The sequence below is a fragment of the Peribacillus sp. SIMBA_075 genome (assembly GCF_046534585.1).
In genome coordinates, this window is sequence record NZ_JAWRYN010001592.1 from 1 (window position 1) to 236 (window position 236).

Below are 236 nucleotides of genomic sequence, written 5' to 3' on the forward strand. Positions count from 1 at the left end.
GCCGGTCGTGTCGTTGATCACCGTGGCTCCTGCCGCGATGGCCTGCCGGGCGACCTCGGCATGGAAGGTGTCCACCGAGATCACCACGTCCGAGCCGGCCCGGAGCGCTGCGACGACCGGCACCACCCGCTCCACCTCCTCCTCGACCGGCACGGGCTCACCCGGCGCGAACGGCGCGCCGCCGATGTCCACCCAGTCGGCCCCCAGCGCGACGGTCTAGAAGCAGGCGTCCACCG

Annotated in this window: 1 protein-coding gene; it reads right to left on the minus strand. The window is 73.3% G+C overall.

Translation table 11 applies throughout. From position 1 onward, the window contains the following. Positions 1–207: dihydropteroate synthase (locus SB775_RS33795; protein WP_410865664.1), on the minus strand; the 207-nt coding region annotated here is incomplete at its 3' end. Between the last annotated feature and the right edge of the window lie 29 nt (positions 208–236).